Genomic DNA, 21,772 nt, shown 5'->3' on the forward strand with positions numbered 1-21,772 from the left:
TGACCATCCGTCTTTTGACGGCGGATGGAGAGGGAGTTGAAGCGAGTGGATACGATTGCGCGCGTCCGGCGGGCCTTTCATGTTCAAGGTTGGTCGATGAAGAAGATCGCCCGTGAACTGCATGTTTCCCGCAACACGGTCCGCAAGATATTGCGCAGCGACGAGACCGACTTCTCCTACGAGCGCGAGCGGCAGCCTTTGCCAAAGACGGGGGCCTGGCAGGCGGAGATCGAGCGGTTTCTTGCGACGAACGAAGGCAGGCCATCGCGCGAACGGCTAACGCTGATCCGGATTTACGAGGAGCTTCGAGCGCTCGGATATGACGGCAGCTATGATGCGATCCGCCGTTACGCCAAGGGTTGGGCGAAGAACCGGGGATCAGCGACGGCGCAGGCCTATGTGCCGCTCTACTATGCACCCGGCGAAGCCTACCAGTTCGACTGGAGCCACGAGATCGTGCTGATCAACGGCACGACGACGACCGTGAAGGTTGCTCATGTCCGGCTCTGCCACAGCCGCATGATGTTTGCACGTGCCTATATGCGCGAGAGCCAGGAGATGGTGTTTGACGCCCACGACAAGGCGTTTGCCTTCTTCCGTGGTACCTGCACGCGTGGCATCTACGATAACATGAAGACGGCGGTGGAGGCGGTGTTCGTGGGCAAGGAGCGGCTATACAATCGCCGCTTTCTGCAGATGTGCAGCCACTACCTTGTTCAGCCTGTCGCCTGCACCCCGGCGTCTGGTTGGGAGAAGGGCCAGGTCGAGAACCAGGTTGGCCTGGTGCGCGAACGCTTCTTCACGCCGCGCCTGAGGGTTAAGAGCCTTGAGGAATTGAACGTTTGGCTGCTCGACAAATGCGTCGCCTATGCCAAAGCGCATAACCATCCGGAACAGGCCGACCAGACGATCTGGCAGATGTTCGAAGCCGAACGCAGCAGCCTCGTCCCCTATGTCGGTCCGTTCGACGGCTTTCACTGCGTTCCGGCCTCGGTCTCGAAGACCTGCACGGTCCGTTTCGACAATAACAAATACTCGGTCCTCTCAACGGCTGTCGGCCGCCCGGTCGAAGTCCACGCCTATGCCGACCGGATTGTGGTCAAGCAGGATGGCACGGTCATCGCCGAACATCGGCGCAGCTTCGGCCGCGGCGAGACGGTCTATGATCCCTGGCATTATGTGCCTGTCCTGGCCCGTAAACCCGGCGCTCTTCGCAATGGCGCGCCGTTCCGCGACTGGGTAATGCCGGCGGCGATGGAGAAGGTCCGCAAGCGATTGAAGACAGTCGATGACGGCGATCGGCAAATGGTCACCATTCTCGGATGCGTACCGGGCGACGGTATCACGACCGTTGAGGCCGCCTGCCAGGAGGCGCTTGATCAGGGCGTCTGCTCGGCTGCCGTCATCCTCAACATACTGGCGCGGCGTCGTGATCCTGCTCCGGCTGCGCCCCTGCAAATCCCCGATGCACTGCGGCTGACCCATGAGCCGGTCGCCGATTGCGCTCGCTATGACAGCCTCAGGAGGGCAAGCTGATGGAACGCACACAGGTTCTGGAATTGATGAGCACCTTGAAGCTCTACGGCATGCGCAGCGCCTATGACGAGGTCATGGGCAACGGCATCAAGCGCCAGCATGAGCCGCCGCGTATCGTTGGCGATCTTCTGCAGTCCGAGATCGCCGAGAAGCAGGCCCGCTCCATCCGCTACCAGCTCAGCATCGCCAAGCTGCCGCTCGCCAAGGATATCGACGACTTCGACTTCACCAACACGCCCGTCAATGAAGGCCTTGTCCGCGACCTGGCCACCGGAGCCTTTGTTGCCGATCAGCGCAATGTTGTTCTCGTCGGAGGCACGGGCACCGGCAAGAGCCACCTGGCCATCGCGATCGCCCGCGCGCTCATCCGCAACGGCACACGCGGGCGCTTCTACAATGTCGTCGACTTGGTCAATCGGCTGGAGACGGAGACGCGCAGCGGCAAGCAGGGCCGGACGGCGGACTATCTCAACCGCCTCGACTTCATCATCCTCGACGAACTCGGATACCTGCCATTCGCCCAGGCCGGCGGCCAGCTTCTGTTCCACCTGATCAGCAGGCTCTACGAGCGCACATCCATCATAGTCACCACCAACCTGGCATTCGGCGAATGGCCAACCGTCTTCGGCGACGCCAAGATGACCACCGCGCTCCTCGACAGGCTCACCCATCACTGCGAGATCGTCGAAACCGGCAACGAGTCCTGGCGCTTCAAAAACCGCTCTCAAAGCTAAAGCCGAAGAGCCCCATCACCCGCACCTGTTTCGCCCTCTGCAACCCCGGCCAGCGCCGGGCGATCCAGGTGCTGATCGTCAACACGGGGGTCAACATTGGACGCCGATATGGGGTCAACTTTCCGCGCCGATTGACAGCCGTGTACCATCGAGGTTCTCACATGGAGGGCACCGTGGCCCTTAAGCTCGGTCTCGTCCATCGTGGTGTCCTGGAGCACGCCACGATCCGCGAGCCCCTGAAGAATCTCGGCGAGAAGGCCGAAGCTGAAATCTTTGCGGCCTTCGATGCTGCCGGTATTGGCCGCGTTGAGCAACTGATGGCGGCTGAATAGTCAGCAATTCCCTGCTTCTCATATCAAGGCTTGACGATGCACTCGCATCTTCGCCTTGAGGGCAACAAAGGAATACGAACGGTCATTCCACTGATCGTTCGTATCAGGCGGGGGCATTCCAAGGGGAGGACATTGCGGCCGCATCTGGGAGTGATGCGCCGCATCCGCACCGACTGCCAGGCTTGGTGCGTCTTTCGCCATGAAGAGCCGCGTCCTCCGGGTTCTTGGTCATCCTGTGTCCAACGATCCGGAAGTCGAGACAATCAACGCGTAGGTTCGACGCCAGGCTGGGAGAATGGGCCAGGCAGAGGGAGGATATCATGAATATTGAACAACGGATCACAGCAGCGGCGCCGCTTGTTGACCCGCAAGCTGAAATCAGTGCGCGCCTTGAAAGGCTGCCGGTCACCCGCGAGGTTTTCTGGGCACGGAACATTGTCGGCGCTGCAACCTTTTTTGACGGCTACACCGTGATCGCAATCGCCTATGCCATGCCGGTCCTGGTTCGCGAGTGGAACCTCACTCCGGGACAAACCGGCATGATCCTGTCTATGGGCTACCTCGGGCAGCTGATTGGCGCGGTCTGCTTCGGTTGGATGGCTGAGAAGATTGGCCGCTTGAAAGTTCTGCTGTTCACCATTCTGCTTTTTGTCAGCATGGATATCGCGTGCTTGTTTGCGGCAGGTGCTGGCATGATGATGGCATTCCGGTTCGTACAAGGAATTGGTACCGGCGGTGAAGTACCGGTCGCCAGCGCTTATATCAACGAGTTGATTGGCTCTAAAGGGCGCGGCAGGTTCTTTCTGTTGTACGAGGTCATGTTTCTGCTTGGCCTGGTGGGCGCAGGCTTGATCGGATACTTCATGGTTCCGCTCTATGGCTGGAAAGCGATGTTCGTCGTCGGCCTGGTTCCCGCAATTTTGATGATCCCGCTACGATGGTTCCTGCATGAATCTCCTCGTTGGTTGGTTGCCAATGGTCGGTACGAAGACGCTGATCGTATCGTCTCCAAGTTGGAGAACAGCGCTAGGGCCGCCGGCAACGAACTGCCTGAGCCAAAAATCGTCGCCGCGCCCATGCGTCGCAAATCCGACTGGCGCGAGCTGTTTCAGGGTATTTATCTTAAGCGCACATTGTCGATATGGGCCATGTGGTTCTGCGCTTATATGGTGGCCAATGGCACGATCACCTGGCTTCCAACCCTCTATCGCCAGACATTCAATCTCCCGCTTGAAACGAGTATCCTCTACGGCTTTATCACCTCTGTCGGTGGTGTAATCGCAGCCATTATCTGCGCATTTCTCATCGACAAAGTGGGACGTAAACGCTGGTACACCGGTGCACTTCTGATCGCCCCGATCCCGCTGTTTATTCTCGCCTGGCTAGGAGCGACCTCAGCGGTTCAGGTTCTGGTCCTTGCGGGACTTGCCTACGCCATTGTCCAGACGGTGACGTTTTCGCTGTATCTTTATTCCTCGGAGATCTACCCGACACGTCTGCGTGCTATCGGCACGGGCACAGGCAGCGCCTGGTTACGGCTCGGATCTTCTGCCGGCCCTATTGCTGTCGGCTGGGTTATGTCGTCGATGGGAATCCAATATGTATTCGGGGCCTTCGCGGTAATTCTGCTGGTAGGCGCTCTCGTGACAGCTCTCTTCGCGGTAGAGACTAAAGACCGCGTTCTTGAGGAACTCTCCCCCTGACACTGCTACTCTGGATGGCTTGGCGACCACCGCCAAGTCATTTGGCGATTTTTCTACTCATGGCATCCATTTCAAGATGCCGCACTGTGAACCATCCCACCTTTTGGACCAACAGAAGTTTCGATATTCAGCATTCGCCATGCTTGCGGCAAAGCTCAGAGACCGGCGTGCCTGCCTCATGCTCCTTCAATATCCCGATAATCTGCTCGTCTGTGAAACGGTTGCGCTTCATTCTCTGGTCCTCTCAATGGGCCAGAGCTTACTTCAAAATGGATTAGTTCAGCGGGGCAAGGTCACAAGGACAGGGTCGAGAAGATGGATTATTTGAACCTGCTCGAGGCCGTCCTCGCAGAGGAGGAGACTTCATGGCGCCGGTTACAAGTCTCAGTGGTTGCGGGGGCTCGCAACTACCGATACCGACATTCGTTGCAGGTTGCCGTCTGAACTACATCGCATCCCCGCAACCAATGCCGGCATAAAGCCTTATCGTCCAAGTCTAAAAAGTACTCACGGCTGAATGGCAGACCACAGAGAACCCCGTAAGCAGATCGCGCTGGGGCTTTTTTTGCGTTGCATTGCAACAGGAGGATAATCCAGGCATCAGTCGTCGTTGATCAAGCTCTCGTGGTGTCCGATCGAACACCTGTTTGTCGCTCATAAAATAAGCACCCCCAACGAGAAATCGATGCATTTTTGTGCATCGCAGCATGCAAATTCAATCATTGATTGTCAGATGAACCTTCGCGAACATAGTCAAGCTGTGCACAGGAGAGAAATTTATCCCATAGCGGTTAAGTAGGCATTGTAACCTTGGAGACTTCTGATGCCACATACTTCAGCGAATGGTAAGAAGCATATCAGAAACATTATCAATTATGAAGAAATTGAAGAAAACCTACGAAATTACCAATTATATGCAAACATATGGCTAGAAGAATCGTGGGAGCGTGCAAAAAATACAAAATTTTATTCAGGAATTGGAGATTTTTCGCCAGAGCATTTCTCATCCTTACCGGTTGTTCCAAAGGGTGTTTTTAAAACGTTCTCCTTCGATTTTGAAAACACGAACATCCACGGAATTCTGAAGTACTACGAAACTTCTGGAACCACTGGCCGACCCACGCCAACGAAACGAACGCAGTTAGACTTAGCATGGAACTATGCAGGTGTCGCGCTGCTTTGGTCTGAGATTGTCAGCGCCGATGATCGCTCCGTTATCCTGCTCCCATCTGATATTGCTCCGATCGGCGACCTTGTAGCTGGTTGCTGCGAAATCATCGGCTGTGTGACGGCGCGTGCATATCCATTCACGCAAGGTATGGTCACATGGGACCGCTTGGAGGCGTTATTCCAGAGCTTCCAGCCAACTGTCGTTTGGTCTTCTCCCGGTACACTTCTTCAATTCACGCGTATCCTAAGGCAGCGTGGGACGTTCGACGAAGTGTCTAGGCACGTAACAAAAATCATGCTTTCCGGAGAAGTTGTTACGAAAGGTTTGAAAGAGTCTCTTGAGAACTGGTGGTCTGCAAAAGTTTTTAATGCGAGTTACGGGTCAACTGAGACTGGGACTATTGCAGCTGTCGGCGCAAATGGTGATCTCAATGTCCTTCAATATTCGTTTCTGTGCGAGATCATGAAACCAGACGGGTCGATTGAGCCAATGTCAGCGGGGGCTGAAGGTGAACTGATTATATCTTCTCTGCACGGCTATGCCCGACCGTTTCTCCGTCTCGGTACCGGCGATATGGTCCGGATTCTGCCCCGATTAATGAACTGTACCGCCTGCAAATTCTCGGGAGACGAGAGGAGACGATCTCGATTGGAGGCAGGGAATACCTCGCGGGTGATATAGAAGATCTTATTTATCAAGTCCCGGATGTCACGGGCTATCTCATCCAGACCGCAGACGGAGAAGCTTCACGGATTGTTCTTGAACAACTCCCTCGTGGAGCCTCGTTCGATGATATCCGAAACTCGGCGCAGGAGCTTCTGCTAACCTCAAACATCGAAGTCCAGATCGACGTCGTTAGTCAATTGCCCGTGACCACGAAAAGCGGCGCAGGTCTAAAAAACTGGAAGAAATCCAACATCGTTCGAGTAAGCCAATGATCCAGCCAGCAACATTATCTGCAAGCGAAGGATTTCGTTTCCTCCGAACGACTGATGGGGGAGCTGGCACAGGCAGTTCTGACCTTTGGGCGACCTATGCCGCAATCCGAACCTTAACCTGGCTCAAACGGCCGCCGAGTGCGGAACGGTCTGAAGAGATAAGCTCCTACGTTATCTCATGCCAAAATCCCGACGGTAGTTTCTCGTGGCAGAGAGGATTGCCTTCAGACATTTGGGCGACATTCTATTGCACACAGGCTTTAGGCGACATCGGCGTCGAGATCAAGCCCACCAGTTCATTGATCGATTGGTTACATTCTCTCCAGTCACCGGAGGGCGGTTTCGCTATGAAGCCGGGACAGACTCCAGACGTCTGGGCCACCTATTATGCGACACGGGTATTTCGTGAGATCGTGGGGGTTCCCGTTCCCAATGTCGAAAAGTTAGCCAAATGGTTGTCTGGTCTTCAGTGTTCCAATGGCGGATTGGCATGGAATCCTGCCAGCGCGGGGGTAGACACAAGGGCGACCTACTACGCGGTTCATGCAAAGCATGTTGCTGGAATCGTAGAGCCTATATGGAACGTATCGGATTTGGTCTCCTGGCTCCAGTCGATGCAAGATCCAGTCGGCGGTTTCCGATTTGGGCCAGAATATAAGCCATGCCTTTGGGCGACATTTCGAGCAACTCGCGCACTAACAAAGGTTGATGCAAGGCCCCTTGACGTTACCAAATGCCGAGACTGGATTCTTCAAAGGTATAATGGTCGAGGGTTTGTCCGATGGGAGGATTATCAGGCCACAGATGTCTGGGCCAATTTTTCTGCCGTAGGTGCTTTGCAAGCAATAGGAGTAGACGTTTCGGCGTCGGTTACTGCGGCGGTCGAGTCTACCATTGAGCAGTTTGGGATTTCAGGAGGCGGATACACCTATCGGGAACCGGTAGCAGCCGGTGATGCGTTAACAACAGCATCAGCTTTAATTCATGCATATAATCAACAGGATACTTCGAGCGTTGACGTCCTTTCAATGTGGCTGAGAAGGGCCCATATGCCTTGGGAAGATGGCATCATGTACATGCCGGGGCGTGGAGCTGAAGTGCGCTGCACTCTTTGGGCAATCGCATCGCTAGGGTATATTGGACGCAAATTGGACTCTCCGCCAAGAGTCGCCAAATGGATTGGGGAACTTCAAAATCCGGATGGTGGATTCGGCTATTGGCAAGGCCGTGGCTCCGATCTTGTTTCAACGAGCGCGGCGGTTTCGATTCTTTATTTGCTTGGAAACGATATCTCGCAAACGATTGATGTCAGACAACTATCGATGTTCGTGAGGAGTTGCCTCAGAGGAACATGGGCGTCGAATATACCCGGCGGCCCAATGAACACCTCGGCGTCAGCGCAAGCAAGTCGCCTCCTATGGATTTTGGGTGAGTTTCAAGCAAGCAAGACCTTGCTCACCGGGCTGAACGGTCGCGTCCGGCTCGGAGGATATTTCGAACAGGACGGCGGATTGCCAACACTGTATGCAACCTACCAAGCTGCGCTGGCTCTATCGGAACAAGCGCAGCCTTTATCCCCTCAGCTTTCCCGTTTTTTGGACCGGCTGTGCTCTCCAAGTGGGGTAATCGGATGGACGCCCATGGGCGCCATTCGACAAGATCCGCTAGTGATCCCGCTGTACTCTCTTCTTCGGCGAAAGCTGCGAGAACCGGCTTTTCGCCTTCCACCGTTAGTCTTGTGAGACGCCATGCCCACGATTCAAATTAAAAGCGACATTTCGGATCTAAAAAAACGGCGGAATATATGTAGGAAGATGACGGTGATCTTCGGTCGCCTCGGTGTCGATGTCCGCCATCTATTGATTCTTTGGCAGCCTATAACACAGGCTGACATTTATCCTGGTCCATTAAGCATTGCTGAGATGAACAAGGCGTGGGCTGGCCCAATAGCCTACGTTAGTGTCGCGATATCGAATGAACGATCCGACTCTTGGCGGGCGCAACTGCTCCAAGAGTTGAGTGATCTTTTTGCCGATGGGGGGCGAGGAGAGTACGTTTTCATCGAATTGCTGCCAGTTGCTGCCAGCGATTTCAGCACCCCAATGTCGAGACAGCATGCACCCCCAAAAGGAGTCGCCTAATGACAGGTGAAGAAATTCGTCGGAAACTGAACCAACAAATCCTAAGCAACTTTGATGTTGATGCCTCCACGGTCGATGCAAGCCTTCCTTTCACGGAAATTGAGGGATTGAACTACGACAGCCTCCGTGCCTTGGAATTTGTCGAAATGGTGGAAGCGGCATTCGAGGTTCAGGTCGATCTTTACACCGATGATGTCCAGGTAAACTTTTCGAGCTTTAAAGAACTTGTGCCGTTTTGCGAGCGCAAAATCGCTGACGCGTCAACGTTACTCGGTCTTTAGGCATAGGGGAAATCAGCAAATGCCAATGATTAGACGATATTCGAACGAGGAGTTTCTAACGGTTTTGCTCGATACGAAATCGGGTGGTAGCCTCGTTCCCGAGCTTCCCGCGGAATTATCGAACTCACAGTGGACAGTGGATGCGAATGGCAACGGCTTTGCATCCTTCGAGTTGATACCCGAAAGCATTGTATTTACAACGTCCGGATCGACGGGAAAGCCCAAGAACGTTAGGAAGAGCCGATCTCAGATAGCGCTTGAAGCCCAAGCAGTTTTGGCGATTGTGAGTCACGGTACGTCGATGCCGGATGAGGTTATCTCGTTCGCGCCACCTAATCACGCATTTGGATTTCTGTGTGGTTTTGCTCTTTCACTACGACTAGGTGTACCCTTTACTTACAATCCTATTAATGCGGGAATCCCGCCTGCTGGTGCTGGTATCAACTCGTCACTTATCTTGGCGCTCCCTGCTTCGTTTCGTGCCCTTGAAAAAAGTGAGGATGCGTTCACGTCAAGAAGCCGTACCGCGATACTGCAATCGGCTGGGCCTGCATCCCCCAGATACGCTGCAACTATCGAAGCACTTCGAACAAACTCCGTCGAAGGCTTCGAAATCTATGGCTCGACAGAAGCCGGTGCAATTGCCCACCGAAGAACTGAGGTCGCGCCGAATGCTTGGACGTTGTTCAACGATGTCGAATTGCTCCCGTCTGGTGACGTCAGCGGAGTAACCAGTGAGATGATTGTTTCAGGACCGCGCTGCGCATATGAGTCGCAGGAAGGAAATATGGACATTCTTCACTCTAACCAAAACTTCTCTGTGCGAACTGGCGATATCGCCCGCTTCACAGGAGAGCGCCAGTTCGTCTTAGTCGGAAGGATGGATAGGGTAATCCAAATTAACGGAGTGAACACCGATCTCGACGTCCTGCAACAGCAGTTGACGTACTATTTTCAGGATGTCGACTTCTACGTCGAAAAAAAACTTGATGACCTCCGAGGGCACGGCTTTGTGGTGCACTTCTTTTGCGGCGGTACGGTGGGTCACGTCGAAAGAATTAGGCAGGAGGTTGCTTACATCGTGAGCGAGGCATATCCCAGAAGTATATACCCGTCCAAAATCGAATTGAGTCGCGAACCATTCCGAAGATCACCTTCCGGTAAGGTTCTTGGACTTCCGAGAAGTCAATTTAGTGGCGCTCGCATAGATGTTCTTTAGAAAATTATCAATATTACTTGGCGACGTTTAGAGACTTACTTTCGGAAAACGAAGTTTCAAAGAGAACGGATATGATTAGAGAAGCAACATTTGATGATGCCTCTAGCCTTGCAGCGATAAGTCTTGAAATTTGGTTTGGTACCTTCTTGCAAAATGGTATCAATGCATTTTTTGCAGACTACGCACTTCAGAGGTACACACCAGATCGTTATAAAGATATCCTTTCCCGAAGCAGCGACAAAATCTGGGTTTCGCAAAACTCCGAGGGGATTGACGGATTTATACGCGTCATCACAGGATCAGTTGCTCCGGCGACCCCATACAGCGATACAGAGATTTCCACCCTTTACGTACAACCGCAACATCAGCGGCAGGGCGTAGGTAAAGAATTGCTGAAGGAGGTGCGTCATTTCTGTGCCCAAACTGATCGACCAGATGTTTGGTTAAGTGTGAACGCGAAAAACGAAAGAGCCATAAAATTTTATTCGCGCTGCGGTTTCGAGAAGTTTGGAGAAACAAACTATCGGATAGGCGATCAAACCTACCCAAATGATATTCTCCGACTAGTTCTGTCAAATGCTACCACATGACAATTCGAACTGATGCCGTTTAGGCATTAAGCTATGCAGCCCGACTTCTTGATGGGCGACCGGATTTGAGTAGGTTTATCTCAAATCGATTGTAGTTCGCGGGATTCCTCCATTGAGAAATATTTCTGCAGAAAGAAGACATTTATCGCCTTTTGCTCCACTCGCTGTGAGAGCTCAGGTGACATCACACTCGGCATACCTTCGGGAAAACTGGTCGAGATTATTTAATGAGTACGTTAGCGTCGTGAATTCTAAGGTATCCGCCTTAATCGGAACAATAGAATCACATACACATTCAGATGATGGCGAAACGTCAGCCTCTTATAAAGATTTAATTGCAGTAAAACGACTAGAAAGCAGATTTGGCAGTAAAACTATTTCAGCAATACCAGACGCATCAGCATCAATAGTAATCGCTTTTGAAAAAGCTGGAATCTACACGCAAGGTAAAGCTCGAACAACGGAGTTCGGCGTCGGAAATAATTTTTCCGACTGCGTCAACCCCCTTTTCCCGCTATTTTCGCCAGGTGGATCTAGTAATGGCTCAGCCGCTGCGGTGGCGAGTGGCATCAGTGATGTATCGTTCGGCACCGACGCCGCAGGCTCTGTACGCCGCCCAGCTTCTTTCTGCGGAGCCGTGGCGCTCGTCTTTGGTGAATCGGAAGAATATAAGCGGGGTGTGGTCCCAGTCAGTTCTTCGCTGGAGCGGATTGGGGCAGTCGCCAGAACAGTCGACGATATGCTTTATTTGTGGGATCGCCACGATCTTTCAAAAATTTACTCTCAACAATCTGCGGAAGTTGAGAAAATCTCGCTCGCCGCTCCGTATCTGCCGAAACAAATCGATGATGAAATTGCTCAATCCTTTGAGGACTACGTCGCGCAAATCCGTTCTGCTGGAGTTTCAGTTGAAAGGTTCGATTGGGAAATCTGGCCTCAGCGTCATCTCGGCTGGAAAATGATTGCCTATGAGCTGAATCGATTTTTCGAAGAACATAAGGAAACCTTTCCCCTCAACCAGCTTCGTCCGAGCACCAGGCAAACGATCGAAAGTGGCGGATGCATTTCATTCAATGAATATCAAGACGCCCGAGATAGCCGCAATATTTTGGTTTTGGAGGTTGAGAGGCTTTTCGCGAGCAGTGGATTTTCTGGGGTTTTGCTACCGGTCGATCCCTACCCAGTTAGTCGAATTCCTGTCCAATCCACCCAGCACATGTTGCCACTTAACTCCTCCGACCGGTTTGATCCTTGGAATTATATGATCATCGCAAATCTTTGTAACCTTTCGGCTATTTCTTACCCCTATCGCGTAAGCAGTCGCGGTTTTCCCATGGCCGTTCAGATCTTTGCCCGAGCGCAAAGAGAAGTTGGCGTAATGAAAACAGCAAAGGTGTTGTCCGACTTGTTACCCAGTTGGATCGAGACTCATGAACTCAATGCAAGACGCCAATTCTTTGATGAGGCAGCCTTGTATGTGACCGCGAAGCATAATGGACGGGCCATATAGATATCCTTCAACCCTTCAATTGCGTGGTGCAGTGAAGTAGTCCGCACGCGTCGTGCAACTCTCTTAACTGCGAGTGCAGTCAGATAAGTTGCTTCGACACTCTGGAAGCCAATCACGTCCATTCATGTCGGATATCTCTCCGTCTGAGCCCAGAGGAAAGCTTGAAATGCATCCATCATCCGTTCTTGGCGCTGAAATGCCAGCATTTCAAAAGGGTACATTCGTCGTTACCTGCGTGGCTACTTTGCTTGGCTTTTCCATGACAACAAGTCAGGCATTTTTGCCCGGAGTGATGGAGGCAAAAGGCATTTCCGCTTCGATAACGGGGTACGCGATGGCCTCAACGGCGATTTTCGCTCTGATATTTGGCTTGCTGGCGGCACCGCTAATGGCTCGCTTAGGAACAACAGTTCTTATGTTTGCGGGAATGGCGATTATGTGTATTTGCCACTTAAGCTTCGAGGTTTCTTCACAAATTTCCGGCGGGATATTTTTGTCGCGTATGGTGTATGGGATGGGTGCCGGTATTTTTTACCCGGCGGCGCTCACTTTTGTAAAAGGCATGTTAAATGGGCCGCGCACGGTGACATTGTTTGCCATCTATACGTCAACGATCCCAGGGTCTAACTTGTTAGGTCCGCCTTTAGCCGAATGGTACATTTCAAACTATGGTAGTGCGCAGTACTTTATCGTTACGGCATCACCCGGATTTATATCCCTCGTTCTGTTTTTTTTAATATGGGTTCGGGGGAGCGATAAGTACGGCACGTTCGACGCGACGGCAAATTATTCTACTATACTTCTAAAGCCTGCCTCTTGGCTCCCGCTTCTATGTTTGTTTATTGCAGGAAGTATATGGGGATATGTAATATCCTTTCTTCCCTACGCAGCAAGAAGTAGAGATCTCCCGGGTTCGCTTTTTATTGTAGCAGCGACTGTTGGCCTTTTTGCTTCGCGGTTTTTCATCGTAAATTTTCTCAAGCAGTTTAATGATGCCTACGTTTCTGGCTGGGCGATCGCCTCGATGGCCATATCTCTTATGGCTATGGCTTTGGTTAAGACTCCAGAAGCAGTCGCCGTTTGTGGGGTGATTTTCGGAGTTTCTTATGCACTTTCGTATCCTTTCATTTCGATTTGGATACTTAGCGCTTTCGATCAACAATCCCATCACATCGTCATTTCATTGACAAATGCGTTATTCAATTTTTGTATGTTTTTAGCGCCTTTATTTGTTTCATTTTTTACAAGCTCTATACATCTAGCGATCGACCAATATCAAATCATCCTCTCATTTTCTGGTCTGATTCTGCTCGCAGCGGGCTTTCTGGCGCAATTTTTGTTTTCCTTGGGGAAGAAGTACATCTAAATTCCGCATTTCATTCTCGTGTGGTCTATTCAATTACTTCTCTTCATCACTGTTTTTTCGTGAATGACGGAGTGTACTCATGCGGCCGCGATACTACCCGAGGAGTGACCTTCGGTCCGTCGACCTTACTGCCTGCACCCGAGCTCAAAGTCCTCTCGCAATTTTGAGAAATAACTTCAGAGATTGCTTTCTATTTAATCGATCGTAAAACGCTGCGAGATCAAGGTTCAACGACTCAGGATAAGGTATCAAAGGTACACGAACTACTCTTTCTACATGGATGCTTCGTGTATGAAATGGGGCGAATGCGATGCCCAATCGGGCGGAAACGAGACTATGGATGGTATGCATCCGGGTAGCAACGTGCGGTACTTTCATTTCTTTTCCTGCCTTCCGGCATAGATCGCGAAACTTGTTGTAGAAAACTGGCCCTTCATTTTCAGGAAACAAGATGAAGTCTTCGCCTGCAATTTGGTCGAACGAAACGGAAGTATCGGTAGCCAGCGGATGCCCCTCATAAAAGAGGACATCATAACCATCAGGTCGGAGTATATCGACTGCTACCCGGTCTCCGGCGGTAACAGGGGGATGCCCCAATCCGATGTCAATGTTTCCGCCTTGCAAAAAGTCTATTTGATCGTTGGTTGTTTGCTCCATAAGCTCTACATGTACGTCAATGAGCGCACGCATCTGCCGAATTGTTTCCGGAAGAATCTGAAATGTTGCGGCTGACACAAATCCAATACGAAGAGTTTCTCGTTCCCTAAGGTGAGCTGTCCGCGCAGCGTTGATCGCGCGCTGTTGTCCATGCAGAATTTCAAAAGCTTCGGTGAGGAAGGCTTTGCCTGCAGGGGTAAGCGCGACACGCCGACTTGTTCGGTCGAAGAGTCGCACTGCGAGCTCAGCTTCCAAGCTTGCGATTGAGCGGCTTAGATGCGGTTGCGCAATACCTAGCTGTTGAGCACAGCGACCAAAGTGTAACACCTCACTTAGAGCAACAAAGTGACGCAGTTGCGCAAACTCCATTTCGATGCCTCCGTCGCATTGAGCGATACAAGTATGCGTCTTGATCTATCAATAGTCTACTAATTTAATGGAAAATAACAGCTTTTGGAAAAATGATGTGGCATACGCAACTAGCTCATCAACAGACTTCTGCCGGTGACAACGCAAGCGAACACTGAGGGCAATGTGATGAATCTCTCCAACCAAGAAAGTTTGATTCCAGATTCTGAAATTTCGTCAAGCATCGTTCAATTGGCCGCAGGGATTCCCGAATTGGCCGACGCATATGCCCCATTCCAACATGGCGCGTTGCTAAGTTCGCTACCAATTCTCCAAAAATCAGACTTTAGAGCAATGAAAGAAAGCTTGCTGGCTCGCGCCCGATCGCAACCAGCAGGAGCAATAGTTCTAGGGAGCGGAGGAACTACCTCCGAACCTCTTATCAGCGTAATCCCTAGTGGGATGTTTCTTGATAGAATTACTCGTGTCTGGGACCCGCTCGAAGCTAATGATGTTGTAATGAACTTAAATCTAGGCGCTGAGCTCGGGTCGATGTCCCCTTTTTTCAATGCCCTTAGTCATAGCGCAGGCGCAATCGGCGTTCCCCTCGGCCCTTTGGGAGACCGCGAAGCGGTCGACCGGTGGTTACCATTCTTCGAAGCGGTTGGTGCGACCACATTAGCCGGCACCCCCACCCAGATCGGCCTAGTGCTTGGGCGCCTGAATGAAACTCAAAAACGACTGACGACACTCAAAAAGATCATCTGGACAGGTGAAGCCTTCAGCAAAGCCGCGCTAGATGAAGTTACCTCCTACGGAAACCTCGACATTTATGGCGCATATGGCTCCACAGAAACATGGGTGATTGGAGTAAGTTATCCGCAATGTACCGTTGGGACGTTTCATGTCGTACCTTACCAGCACATTGAATTTGTGGAGGGGCAGATAACAATTACTTGCCTGGATGAAAGTTGCATCAATCCAGTGGTTCGTTACCAGCTTGGAGACCGAGGACGGGCGTGTGTCTGCAATTGCGGTCGCTCTGGTGCGTTCATGGTGGAAGGAAGATCGGACGAGCAGGTCAAGTTTCTCTCGGTCCTCTTCTATCCTAAAGAGCCATATGAAGTTGTGGTAAGCCACCCACAGGTTCGAGCAGCACAAATCATCTTGGTGAATTCCGGTTCGTCGCAGGAGCGGATGGAAATCCATATTGAGCTCAACCAGCATGCCGCAATGGAACCAATAGACAAGGTTTCAAAGAGCGTGCGTGACCATCTCCTTGGGAAGTTATACCGACTAGCCCACGAGGTTCACGACAGGCCGGAACGGATCAGTGTGCATGTGGTAGATCAACTCGCTACGAACCGAAGGTCTATGAAAACGCCGTATATTATTTATTCGATAAGCAACCAGTGAGGCCTTGTAATGTCGAAGCTCGCAATCGTCAGTGGCGGTGGAAGTGGAATAGGCGCGGCAATAGCTGATAAGCTTGTGATGATCGGATACCGCGTACTTATCGTGGGGCGGCGTGCAAGCGCCCTTGAGAAGACGAAAGAGGCAATTGGTAATTCAATCGATTCATTGGTTAGCGATGTATCCGACCCCGAACAAGTATCTGAGCTCGCCAAATACGTAGAGAAAAACTATGGCGGCGTTGACGCTTTGATCAACAATGCTGGTGGAAACTTTGAGCTTTTAACGCCGTCCGCCACTACCGACTTGGAAGGGATCGCAGCAAACTGGATCGGGAACTTTAAAGTCAATGTATTAACCACGGTACTTTTGACTGAGGCTCTCTCCCCTCTACTTAGAGAACGCGGCAGGGTAGTATTAACCAGTTCAATTGCAGCATTTCGGGGATCAGGGACAGGCTCATACGCTGCTGCGAAAAGCGCACTCCATCCGTATGTATATGATCTGGCAAAACGGCTCGGATCTCGTCGGATTACTGTCAATGCAATCGCCCCGGGCTATGTCGCGGAAACCGAATTCTTTGGTGACCGACTATCGAGCGCGCGTCGGCAACAACTCCAAGCCGAAACCCTTACTTCGGATGTTACGCATCCGAAACAGGTCGCAAGTTTAATTGGTTGGTTGTCAACCGACGATGCGGCCCAAGTTACAGGCCAAATTCTCCAGATTAATGGAGGAGCCCAACTGGGCCGATGAGCAGCGTAACATTTTGGATGGGTTATCTAGATGAGCGAAGATACCGTAGTAATAGTAGATTCATATCTTCCTACCAATCGCGGCAGAGGAAGCTTGCTTGAAAGTTTTACGCAAGCCGGGGCTAAATGCGTTCGGGTTCAAAGCTCACCCGAACTCCCAATTGTTTTTCGATCATCTTTGAAATTAGATGGTTATGTCGCCAACATTACGCACACAGGCGATCTGACCGACACCCTTGATGCGATTGCTCATTATTCTCCGTTGGCTGTCGTGCCGGGGTCGGAGGTGGGCGTTGAGTTTGCAGACATTCTCAGCGAGCGTCTTAACCTCCCGTCCAACGGCACAACTAAGAGTCCGGCCCGGCGTGACAAATTCAGAATGATCGAAACTATCCGGGCTGCTGGGCTTACCGCGGCGGCTCAAATCAAGGTTGACGATGACGACCATCTTCGTGAATGGCATAGCAAGCTCGGTCGACGGGTAGTCCTTAAACCTATTCGCGGAGGCAATGGAGGGGGTATCCACTTCTGTGATACGGTCGACCAATCCGCAAGAGCCTACCAAGAGCTAATCAGCGCCGGAAATGTTTACACCTCCCAAAACGATGCGGTCGTCGCGCAGGAGTACCTTTGGGGTCCCGAATATATGGTCAACACCGTAAGCTGCGATGGCGCGCATCATGTATGCGACATCTGGCAGACCAATCGTCTAAGTACAAATAATGTTCTCGATCTTTGCGGATCGATTAGCATTCTGCCGCGCGATCGCGGTCCAGCTGATACTCTCGTCGAATATGCATATGGAGTGCTTGATGCACTCGATATTCGAAATGGGCCTGCTCATCTTGAGATCAAGATGACACCTGCGGGGCCTTGCCTCATCGAGATCGGCGCACGCACTGCCGGCGGTGATCTCCAACATCATGCAAGGCTATCTACTGGAGAATCACAGCTTGAGTGGACAGTGGACGCTTATCTGCGCCCCGATCGGTTTAAGCGGCGAGTCAACGAACCGTATAAAGTACTCTCGCATTTCACGTCTGTTGCGTTGATTTCCCCGCATTCGGGCATTCTCAACCGTTACATAGGCCTTGATGAAATAGTGCGGCTTGAATCCGTTCATGAGATTCGGCAGCTTGTTCAACCAGGGGAACAACTTCACCGAACCGTTGACGACCTGACCTATCCGGTCATTGTGACCCTCATGCATTCCCTCGAAGAAATAGTGCGCCGCGACGCCGAAACTATCCGCTACCTTGACGGATCTGCCTTTTATCAACTTAAGGAATGACGACCCAGAGTTCGTGCATGTAGGGGTAACGACCCACTTTCTATATGACCTTGTCCGCTGCAACAATCGATCTGGCTTGCCAGCCTCATGGCACGTCATCAACCGCCAGCGTCTGTTTCAGCCGGGCCGCAATTTCGGAGAGCCTTAGCTTTCTGTGAAACAGAACTGCATGTAACCCGCGCCATAAACTCAGATAATCGATTGGTAAAAAGAGACATTTTGATTCTGACTGGGGTCTCAATCGGCGCAGCTCGGGACGCTGCTGATTTCGAGATTATCTCTTATTTTCAATAATATTCGTAGAATCCGAGGAGGTCCCGCTTTGATCTGTTTTACAATCAAAACGAGGTTTTCTAGCTATGAGGCCGATCCTCAACTACATCCAGCTCGTGCAACTTCGCCAGGCGCTGATTATCGCAGAGGAAGGGAGCTTCATTCGCGCCGCCAAGAGACTCAATACCCATTATTCTCAAGTCAGCCGGAAAATCCGAGCGCTGGAAGAATCGGTTGGCATCAGCATATTTACTCGCAGGGGTAATGGCGTGACGCCAACCCCAGAAGGGGCCGATTTTCTGCACGGAGTTCGCCGTGTGATTACTGATCTTGAAAGCGTTCTAAGCTTGGCTAATACAGCGCGGACAGGAACGAGCGGGAGGCTTTCGATTGGCTTTTATATTTCAATGTTAGATGGTGAACTTTGCGATATCGTCAAACAGTTTATCGGCCTCTATCCTGAAATCTCCGTCCAGTTTCTGGAGGCGCCACGGTCTGATCTTGCAGTAGCCCTAAACAATAATGCGATTGACGTGAAAATTTCGACGTCGCAGGCTGGCGTGGGTGATTCCTGCCTGCCGTTGTGGCGTGAGCGCGTGCTTGCGGCCCTTCCGATCCATCACCCTTTGGCAACGAAATCGACTATTAGTTGGGAGGATTTAGCTACGGAGAAAATCATTCTTCGTCGCCATGAGCCGGGAAATGAGCTGCGGGACCTGCTACGTTCGAGTGTCGGTGAAGCTCCGGAAATGCAGATTGTCCATCATGATGTGGGACGAGATTCGCTGCTCGGGCTTGTCCGAAAAGGCGATGGGGTCGCACTTGTTTATGAGACAGACACTGGCATTGTCCATTCGGAGATCGCTTATCGGGAAATCCAAGCAAATGGCCACATGGCGCGAGTTCATCACCTTGCTCATTGGCGCTCCGACAACACAAACCCAGTGTTGAAGCGCTTTATTCATTTGCTCCACGAACGCTATATCTTTGTAGGTCACAAAAAAATATTGAGGTAATCAGGTCGTGGTTTTGTCGGATCGTTTCGCTTTCCTGAACCCCTTGTCGGTCGCCATAAAACGCTGCAACATTGGGGCAATGAGCTTCGCTGGATCGGGCGGCGTGGGATCGTCACCGGCAATATGGGCCAAAATCCGGCTATACGCCTGCAAATCCCGAAACACATCTGCCGGAAGCTCGACGGTGATCTTCACCGGCCGGTCGTCGGGAATGGCGGAGAGCTTCAGCTTGGTCATGTCGGCTCCTTCGCAGCACCATATACCTGCATCAGTAAATCCCGCTGAACGATCACCCGCACCGGGAAACCCGGCCGGATGGTGAGCGTCGGCTGGATGTTGAGCTGGCGGCGGACGATCTGCTGTCCTACGTCGGACGCGGTATCCTGCGCGCTTTCGCGGATCGCCTTGGCGATTTCGTTCTCGTCATTGCTGGAGCCGATCTCGGTTCCGATGCCAAGCAGCGTCGAGAGCGCCGCCGCCCTGAACAGTTGGCCCCAATGGTAATCGACACCATCCTCAAGGCCGGAATAGCCTTGGGGATCGGCACCCTGAAGGCGTTCGAGGACGATGGATGTGCCATCGGGCATGATAAGCCTGTTCCATACCAGAAGCACACGGCTTTGGCCGAACGCGACCTGGCTGTCATACTGGCCGATCAGGCGGGAGCCTTGCGGGATCAGTAGATGCGATCCGGTCGGGCTGTCATAGACGTGTTCAGTGACCTGCGCGGTGATCTGGCCGGGAAGATCGGACTTGATGCCGGTCATCAGCGCGGCGGCGATCACGGTTCCCGCCTGCACGATATAAGGGGATGCTTTCTCCTGCACCCGGTCGGCACTGACCGTTCGCTTGTCGCTCTCTGCATTGACGAAGGCAAGTTTGCGATCCTGCATGTTCTGCGCCGAACCGGAATCGAGCGGCGGCGTCTCGGCCGGAAGAGTGAGGCCGGTCGCCGGATCAATTCCCGAACCTGTTGTCGTCGCCACCGTGGCGGATGCGACCTGCTGATTACCAGTCGTCCTCTCTCCCCGGCTGTCGGTGAACAGTTTCGCCAGCCGCGCCGCCTCGATCTCGGCAAGGCGACGCTGTTCTTCGGGATCGACACGCGGCGTCTGGATGTTTGGCGCAGCAACCGGCTTGCCCTGTTCCTGCGCCCGTAGGATGGGACGGCCAAGGTCGCCCGGAAGCGCGGGACCAAGCTTCGGTATGTTGGTATAATCCTTCGGCAGACCGGCCAATCCATCTGCCGGTGTCTTGTTGTCGACGTTGTAAAGTTCCGTCACGGACTGGTTGCCGCGCCGGCTGGTGTCGAGCGCCCAGAACAGGGCAGCGGCAATGGCGATGCCCGCCACGCCGCCGGCTCCGATCAGAACTTTCCGCGAAAGACGGGTGACGCGCGGCGGCTCCGGGCGCAGGCGCAATTGCGCGGCAATGTCCGTTTGCGGTGATGGTGCCTGTCCGCTCATCGGTCGCCCCCAGAGGAAAACAGCGCCGTGCGCTTGGCCGCCGCCGGCCGCCCATCGGTGCGGACGATGCGGACACGCTTCTGCGTGTCCTTATCGCCAAGCCGAAGTTCCGCGGCTGCGAACAGGCGATCCACGACATAATAGTTCTGGCGGGCGCGGTAGTTGACCAGTTCGGAATTGCCCGATCCGCCGATGACGAAGAGCGGCGGCATTTCTCCCTGTCCGATGCCGGACGGAAACTCGATATAGACCTTGCTTCCATCGTCGAAGGCGCGCAGCGGCCGCCAGGGCGCTGCATCGCCCTCGATGCGGTAGCGGAAGTTGATCTTCGATATGTCCACGCCGGACGCGACCGCCTGCGTTTCCGCTGCTCTGGCATTCTGACGGCGCAGCGCAATGAGCTGGTCGGCCGGATATTGCCACGAGACGGACGCCATGTAGGTCTTTTCCGTGGATCGCAGTTCCAGGTGATAGGTGCGCAGGTTGGTGTTGATGACAAGGTTGGTCTGAAGATCCGGCCGTGTCGGCTTCACGAGGATATGGACCTGTTTCGTCGCGCCTGCGCCGCTCTCCGTGTCGCCGATGATCCAGCGCGCCGTGTCGCCGGCGGCGACCGGGCCGGAGCCGACAAGGGTTTCTCCGGGCTGAAGCGCGATATCCGTCACCTGACCGGGAGCGGCATAGACCTGATAGAGCGCGCCGAGCGAGAAGGGATAAACCTGCACGGCGTTGATGAAGCCGTCGCGAACCGGCTGCATTCTGGCCGCTTCATTCGCGGCGCTGATCCGCTGCTTTGGGTCCGTCGATTCCACCTTCGCTTTACCGCCATCGACCGGCTTCAACTGTCCAGGCAGCGGCAAGGTCTTCGGCACCTCGACCACCTTTACCGGCGCGACCGGATCGGCCCTGAGCATGGCGGGAGCCGCATCGTCATAGTCGATTTCCGGGGGAATGTATTTCTTGGCGCACCCTGCCAGCACGGTTGCCGATACCAGAGCAAGAACCATTCCGGATGCGTACCGCGACTTCATG

18 protein-coding genes and 3 pseudogenes are annotated in these 21,772 nt (G+C 52.9%); 16 read left to right on the forward strand and 5 right to left on the reverse strand.

Annotation, left to right across the window (positions count from 1 at the left end; translation table 11 throughout):
- Window positions 1–36: 36 nt before the first annotated feature.
- The 4 genes and pseudogenes from istA to IEI95_RS25940 all read left to right on the forward strand — a co-directional run bounded on the left by istA (window position 37) and on the right by IEI95_RS25940 (window position 4,305).
- Window positions 37–1,603 (forward strand): annotated as a pseudogene (istA, locus tag IEI95_RS25925) (IS21 family transposase).
- On the forward strand, window positions 1,536–2,270 hold the full coding sequence (gene istB, locus IEI95_RS25930; protein WP_156543945.1) for an IS21-like element helper ATPase IstB: 735 nt from the start codon (window positions 1,536–1,538) through the stop codon (window positions 2,268–2,270). Before istA ends, istB begins: the two are co-directional and overlap by 68 nt.
- Before the next feature lie 137 nt (window positions 2,271–2,407).
- A pseudogene (locus tag IEI95_RS25935) lies at window positions 2,408–2,602 on the forward strand (dihydrodipicolinate synthase family protein); the annotation flags it as partial.
- A 320-nt stretch (window positions 2,603–2,922) separates the two neighbouring features.
- Window positions 2,923–4,305: an MFS transporter gene (locus IEI95_RS25940; RefSeq protein ID WP_156532556.1), complete on the forward strand. Its 1,383-nt coding sequence runs from the start codon at window positions 2,923–2,925 to the stop codon at window positions 4,303–4,305.
- A gap of 136 nt (window positions 4,306–4,441) precedes the next feature.
- Here IEI95_RS25940 and IEI95_RS25945 read toward each other — a convergent pair.
- Window positions 4,442–4,537: pseudogene (locus IEI95_RS25945) on the reverse strand (transposase); the annotation flags it as partial.
- 591 nt (window positions 4,538–5,128) lie between these two features.
- On the opposite strand from IEI95_RS25945, the gene IEI95_RS25950 reads away from it, so the two are divergent.
- The 8 genes from IEI95_RS25950 (at window position 5,129) to IEI95_RS25985 (ending at window position 13,521) form a co-directional block, all read left to right on the forward strand.
- Window positions 5,129–6,157 (forward strand): phenylacetate--CoA ligase family protein, encoded by a 1,029-nt coding sequence (locus tag IEI95_RS25950; protein ID WP_194417182.1) that lies wholly within the window; start codon window positions 5,129–5,131, stop codon window positions 6,155–6,157.
- 253 nt (window positions 6,158–6,410) lie between these two features.
- On the forward strand, window positions 6,411–8,156 hold the full coding sequence (locus IEI95_RS25955) for a prenyltransferase/squalene oxidase repeat-containing protein (protein ID WP_194417183.1): 1,746 nt from the start codon (window positions 6,411–6,413) through the stop codon (window positions 8,154–8,156).
- A 6-nt stretch (window positions 8,157–8,162) separates the two neighbouring features.
- Window positions 8,163–8,555, forward strand: a complete 393-nt coding sequence (locus IEI95_RS25960; RefSeq protein WP_156537136.1) for a hypothetical protein — start codon at window positions 8,163–8,165, stop codon at window positions 8,553–8,555.
- Window positions 8,555–8,836 carry a hypothetical protein gene (locus IEI95_RS25965; RefSeq protein ID WP_156537137.1) on the forward strand — a complete coding sequence of 94 codons (282 nt, stop codon included), beginning with the start codon at window positions 8,555–8,557 and terminating at the stop codon, window positions 8,834–8,836. Before IEI95_RS25960 ends, IEI95_RS25965 begins: the two co-directional genes overlap by 1 nt.
- A gap of 19 nt (window positions 8,837–8,855) precedes the next feature.
- Window positions 8,856–10,055 (forward strand): class I adenylate-forming enzyme family protein, encoded by a 1,200-nt coding sequence (locus IEI95_RS25970; RefSeq protein ID WP_194417184.1) that lies wholly within the window; start codon window positions 8,856–8,858, stop codon window positions 10,053–10,055.
- Between the two features lie 71 nt (window positions 10,056–10,126).
- A complete protein-coding gene (locus IEI95_RS25975) occupies window positions 10,127–10,645 on the forward strand; it encodes a GNAT family N-acetyltransferase (RefSeq protein WP_156538680.1) in 519 nt (172 codons plus the stop codon).
- Between the two features lie 244 nt (window positions 10,646–10,889).
- On the forward strand, window positions 10,890–12,155 hold the full coding sequence (locus IEI95_RS25980; protein WP_234934266.1) for an amidase family protein: 1,266 nt from the start codon (window positions 10,890–10,892) through the stop codon (window positions 12,153–12,155).
- A gap of 166 nt (window positions 12,156–12,321) precedes the next feature.
- Window positions 12,322–13,521 (forward strand): MFS transporter, encoded by a 1,200-nt coding sequence (locus IEI95_RS25985; protein WP_194417185.1) that lies wholly within the window; start codon window positions 12,322–12,324, stop codon window positions 13,519–13,521.
- A 144-nt stretch (window positions 13,522–13,665) separates the two neighbouring features.
- On the opposite strand, the gene IEI95_RS25990 is transcribed toward IEI95_RS25985, so the two are convergent.
- A complete protein-coding gene (locus IEI95_RS25990; RefSeq protein WP_156538683.1) occupies window positions 13,666–14,547 on the reverse strand; it encodes a LysR family transcriptional regulator in 882 nt (293 codons plus the stop codon).
- A gap of 168 nt (window positions 14,548–14,715) precedes the next feature.
- Here IEI95_RS25990 and IEI95_RS25995 point away from each other — a divergent pair, with 168 nt between their 5' ends.
- The 4 genes from IEI95_RS25995 to IEI95_RS26010 all read left to right on the forward strand — a co-directional run bounded on the left by IEI95_RS25995 (window position 14,716) and on the right by IEI95_RS26010 (window position 19,274).
- On the forward strand, window positions 14,716–15,942 hold the full coding sequence (locus IEI95_RS25995; protein ID WP_156538684.1) for an AMP-binding protein: 1,227 nt from the start codon (window positions 14,716–14,718) through the stop codon (window positions 15,940–15,942).
- A 9-nt stretch (window positions 15,943–15,951) separates the two neighbouring features.
- A complete protein-coding gene (locus IEI95_RS26000) occupies window positions 15,952–16,695 on the forward strand; it encodes an SDR family NAD(P)-dependent oxidoreductase (protein WP_156538685.1) in 744 nt (247 codons plus the stop codon).
- A 30-nt stretch (window positions 16,696–16,725) separates the two neighbouring features.
- Window positions 16,726–17,985 carry an ATP-grasp domain-containing protein gene (locus IEI95_RS26005; protein ID WP_156538686.1) on the forward strand — a complete coding sequence of 420 codons (1,260 nt, stop codon included), beginning with the start codon at window positions 16,726–16,728 and terminating at the stop codon, window positions 17,983–17,985.
- Between the two features lie 359 nt (window positions 17,986–18,344).
- The gene (locus IEI95_RS26010; RefSeq protein ID WP_156538687.1) at window positions 18,345–19,274 is read left to right on the forward strand and encodes a LysR family transcriptional regulator; all 930 of its coding nucleotides are present in this window, start codon (window positions 18,345–18,347) and stop codon (window positions 19,272–19,274) included.
- Here the strand turns inward: IEI95_RS26010 and IEI95_RS26015 are convergent, their stop codons facing one another.
- From IEI95_RS26015 to trbG, 3 genes are read right to left on the reverse strand one after another with little or no spacing between them, the layout of a single operon-like run.
- On the reverse strand, window positions 19,275–19,511 hold the full coding sequence (locus tag IEI95_RS26015) for a DUF2274 domain-containing protein (protein WP_156538688.1): 237 nt from the start codon (window positions 19,509–19,511) through the stop codon (window positions 19,275–19,277).
- Window positions 19,508–20,740: a TraB/TrbI/VirB10 family type IV secretion system protein gene (locus tag IEI95_RS26020; protein ID WP_156538689.1), complete on the reverse strand. Its 1,233-nt coding sequence runs from the start codon at window positions 20,738–20,740 to the stop codon at window positions 19,508–19,510. The genes IEI95_RS26015 and IEI95_RS26020 overlap by 4 nt, the downstream gene beginning before the upstream one ends.
- A complete protein-coding gene (gene trbG / locus IEI95_RS26025; RefSeq protein WP_194417368.1) occupies window positions 20,737–21,771 on the reverse strand; it encodes a P-type conjugative transfer protein TrbG in 1,035 nt (344 codons plus the stop codon). The genes IEI95_RS26020 and trbG overlap by 4 nt, the downstream gene beginning before the upstream one ends.
- Window position 21,772 lies beyond the last annotated feature (1 nt).

The organism is Agrobacterium vitis (assembly GCF_014926405.1).
In the GTDB taxonomy this organism is placed as follows: domain Bacteria; phylum Pseudomonadota; class Alphaproteobacteria; order Rhizobiales; family Rhizobiaceae; genus Allorhizobium; species Allorhizobium vitis_H.

What these genes read in the sequence shown, in the direction of transcription:
- istB (WP_156543945.1), top strand. Translation starts at nt 1,536, where the DNA reads ATGGAACGCACACAGGTTCTGGAATTGATGAGCACCTTGAAGCTCTAC.
- IEI95_RS26010 (WP_156538687.1), top strand. Translation starts at nt 18,345, where the DNA reads ATGAGGCCGATCCTCAACTACATCCAGCTCGTGCAACTTCGCCAGGCG.
- trbG (WP_194417368.1), bottom strand. Translation starts at nt 21,771, where the DNA reads ATGAAGTCGCGGTACGCATCCGGAATGGTTCTTGCTCTGGTATCGGCA.
- IEI95_RS25960 (WP_156537136.1), top strand. Translation starts at nt 8,163, where the DNA reads ATGCCCACGATTCAAATTAAAAGCGACATTTCGGATCTAAAAAAACGG.
- IEI95_RS25985 (WP_194417185.1), top strand. Translation starts at nt 12,322, where the DNA reads ATGCATCCATCATCCGTTCTTGGCGCTGAAATGCCAGCATTTCAAAAG.
- IEI95_RS25940 (WP_156532556.1), top strand. Translation starts at nt 2,923, where the DNA reads ATGAATATTGAACAACGGATCACAGCAGCGGCGCCGCTTGTTGACCCG.
- IEI95_RS25995 (WP_156538684.1), top strand. Translation starts at nt 14,716, where the DNA reads ATGAATCTCTCCAACCAAGAAAGTTTGATTCCAGATTCTGAAATTTCG.
- IEI95_RS25955 (WP_194417183.1), top strand. Translation starts at nt 6,411, where the DNA reads ATGATCCAGCCAGCAACATTATCTGCAAGCGAAGGATTTCGTTTCCTC.
- IEI95_RS25950 (WP_194417182.1), top strand. Translation starts at nt 5,129, where the DNA reads ATGCCACATACTTCAGCGAATGGTAAGAAGCATATCAGAAACATTATC.
- IEI95_RS26020 (WP_156538689.1), bottom strand. Translation starts at nt 20,740, where the DNA reads ATGAGCGGACAGGCACCATCACCGCAAACGGACATTGCCGCGCAATTG.
- IEI95_RS25970 (WP_194417184.1), top strand. Translation starts at nt 8,856, where the DNA reads ATGCCAATGATTAGACGATATTCGAACGAGGAGTTTCTAACGGTTTTG.
- IEI95_RS26005 (WP_156538686.1), top strand. Translation starts at nt 16,726, where the DNA reads ATGAGCGAAGATACCGTAGTAATAGTAGATTCATATCTTCCTACCAAT.
- IEI95_RS26000 (WP_156538685.1), top strand. Translation starts at nt 15,952, where the DNA reads ATGTCGAAGCTCGCAATCGTCAGTGGCGGTGGAAGTGGAATAGGCGCG.
- IEI95_RS25965 (WP_156537137.1), top strand. Translation starts at nt 8,555, where the DNA reads ATGACAGGTGAAGAAATTCGTCGGAAACTGAACCAACAAATCCTAAGC.
- IEI95_RS26015 (WP_156538688.1), bottom strand. Translation starts at nt 19,511, where the DNA reads ATGACCAAGCTGAAGCTCTCCGCCATTCCCGACGACCGGCCGGTGAAG.
- IEI95_RS25990 (WP_156538683.1), bottom strand. Translation starts at nt 14,547, where the DNA reads ATGGAGTTTGCGCAACTGCGTCACTTTGTTGCTCTAAGTGAGGTGTTA.
- IEI95_RS25975 (WP_156538680.1), top strand. Translation starts at nt 10,127, where the DNA reads ATGATTAGAGAAGCAACATTTGATGATGCCTCTAGCCTTGCAGCGATA.